The sequence below is a fragment of the Nocardioides sp. genome, from assembly GCF_036405735.1.
GTDB lineage: Bacteria > Actinomycetota > Actinomycetes > Propionibacteriales > Nocardioidaceae > Nocardioides.
The window spans coordinates 1-1,658 of sequence record NZ_DASWXC010000006.1; the positions used below are offsets into that span (position 1 = coordinate 1).

A 1,658-nucleotide genomic window follows, 5' to 3' on the forward strand; every position below is an offset into this window, starting at 1 on the left:
TCAACAAGGCCACCAAGGCCGCCGGCGCGTCGGGCACCAAGGGCTCGAACGACCCGGCCACCGGCCAGGAGCTGCTCGACTACATCGCCCAGATCGACAAGATCTTCTGGGAGACCAAGCAGGCTGCCTGATCACAGGCCCCGAGACGGCGCTGACCAGCGGGGATCTTTCCCCGTGGTCAGCGCCGTCGTCGTTTCCGGGTCGTGGCACGTATATGCCTTGACCGGCATATACCTGTCGTGGCATGTTCAGCGGGTGCGTGACTCCTTCGACGTCCTGGCGGACCCGACGAGACGAGCCATCCTGGACCGGCTGCGGACGCCGCAGGGCTGCGTCGTCGGCGAGCTCGTGACCGCGCTCGAGCTGAACCAGACCGCGGTGTCGAAACACCTGCGCGTGCTGCGTCACATGGGCATGGTCGACGTCGTCGTCGAGTCCCAGCGCCGACGCTACGTCCTCCGGGCGGACGCGCTGGCCGAGATCGAGACCTGGCTCGCGCCGCATCGCGCCTTCTGGGAGGAACGGCTCGACGCCCTGGGCGCACACCTCGACTCCCTCGACAGCCCCCACGGAGAGGATCCGTCATGAGCATCCAGGTCACCGTCGATCCCGACGGCCCGGTCCTGCGCTTCGCGCGCCGCTACCCGCATCCGATCGAGAAGGTCTGGGCCGCGCTGACCGAACCCGCCCAGATGAGCCGCTGGTTCCCCTGCGAGGTGCAGGCGGAGATGCGCGTCGGGGGAACGATCACGCTGACCTTCGAGGGCGGCGAGCAGGACCACGCCGAGATCACCGAGCTCGAGCCACCGACGGCGTTCGGGTTCACCTGGGCCGACGAGAAGCTGCGCTGGACCCTCGAACCCGACGGCGACGGCTGCGTGCTGCGTCTCAGCAACACCGTGCTCGACCCCCGCTGGTCGGCGAACACCGCCGCCGGGTGGGACCGCTGCTTCGAGACACTCGCCGCACACCTCGGCGGGAGCGACCTCGTCACCACGACGGGCCCCGACGAGGCCCTCATCGCGCACTACCGTGCAGTGCTCGCCGACCGCCCGTCGTGACCCGCGGGGTCGGACCGGCTCGTCGTCGACCTGCGCGGTGCGGTCGGCCACCATCCGCCGAGCAGCCGGGTGCTGCGCGAGCCGGTGGGCCTCACCGGCGACCGCATCCGCGAGGCCGCCTCGCCCTTCACCCTCCCGGCCGCTGCGTGGACACGGCACCATTCCCGGCGTGCGTACCCACGTCGCGCTGTTGCGCGGGATCAACGTCGGCGGCCACGGCACGGTCCCGATGGCCGACCTGCGTCGGGCACTCGGCGGGCGCGGCTGCGCCGACGTCGTCACCCACATCCAGTCCGGCAACGTCGCCCTGACCAGCCCCGCGGGCGACGACGAGGTCGCCGCGACGGTCGCCGCGGCGCTGGTCGAGGAGTTCGGGGTCGAGCGCCCGGTGGTCGTGTTCGGCCGCGACGACTACCTCGCCGCGGTGGCCGCGAACCCGTACCCGGAGGTCACCGCCCCGAAGCAGCTGCACGCCCTGTTCCGGGCCGGCCCGGTGTCCGACGACGACCGCGAGCGGATCGTGGCCGCGCTGGCGGCCGAGCGGGCGAAGGGCGGACGGGGCGACGCCGTCGCCCGCGGGCGGGTGGTCTGGCTGCA

General features: G+C 72.1%; 4 protein-coding genes. All 4 read left to right on the top strand.

Translation table 11 applies throughout. The features are described from left to right. The coding region (locus VGE38_RS00710) for a superoxide dismutase [Ni] (protein ID WP_331140612.1) at nucleotides 1-131 on the top strand (131 nt) is incomplete at its 5' end. A 124-nt stretch (nucleotides 132-255) separates the two neighbouring features. Continuing rightward, entirely contained in the window at nucleotides 256-588 is a 333-nt protein-coding gene (locus tag VGE38_RS00715; RefSeq protein WP_073575505.1) for an ArsR/SmtB family transcription factor, read from the top strand. Continuing rightward, entirely contained in the window at nucleotides 585-1,061 is a 477-nt protein-coding gene (locus tag VGE38_RS00720; protein WP_073575506.1) for an SRPBCC family protein, read from the top strand. Before VGE38_RS00715 ends, VGE38_RS00720 begins: the two co-directional genes overlap by 4 nt. Nucleotides 1,062-1,230: 169 nt before the next feature. Beyond that, on the top strand, nucleotides 1,231-1,658 hold a 428-nt coding region (locus VGE38_RS00725; RefSeq protein WP_331140611.1), incomplete at its 3' end, for a DUF1697 domain-containing protein.

Coding starts and splice junctions, on each gene's coding strand:
- VGE38_RS00720 (WP_073575506.1), top strand. CDS start 585: ATGAGCATCCAGGTCACCGTCGATCCCGACGGCCCGGTCCTGCGCTTC.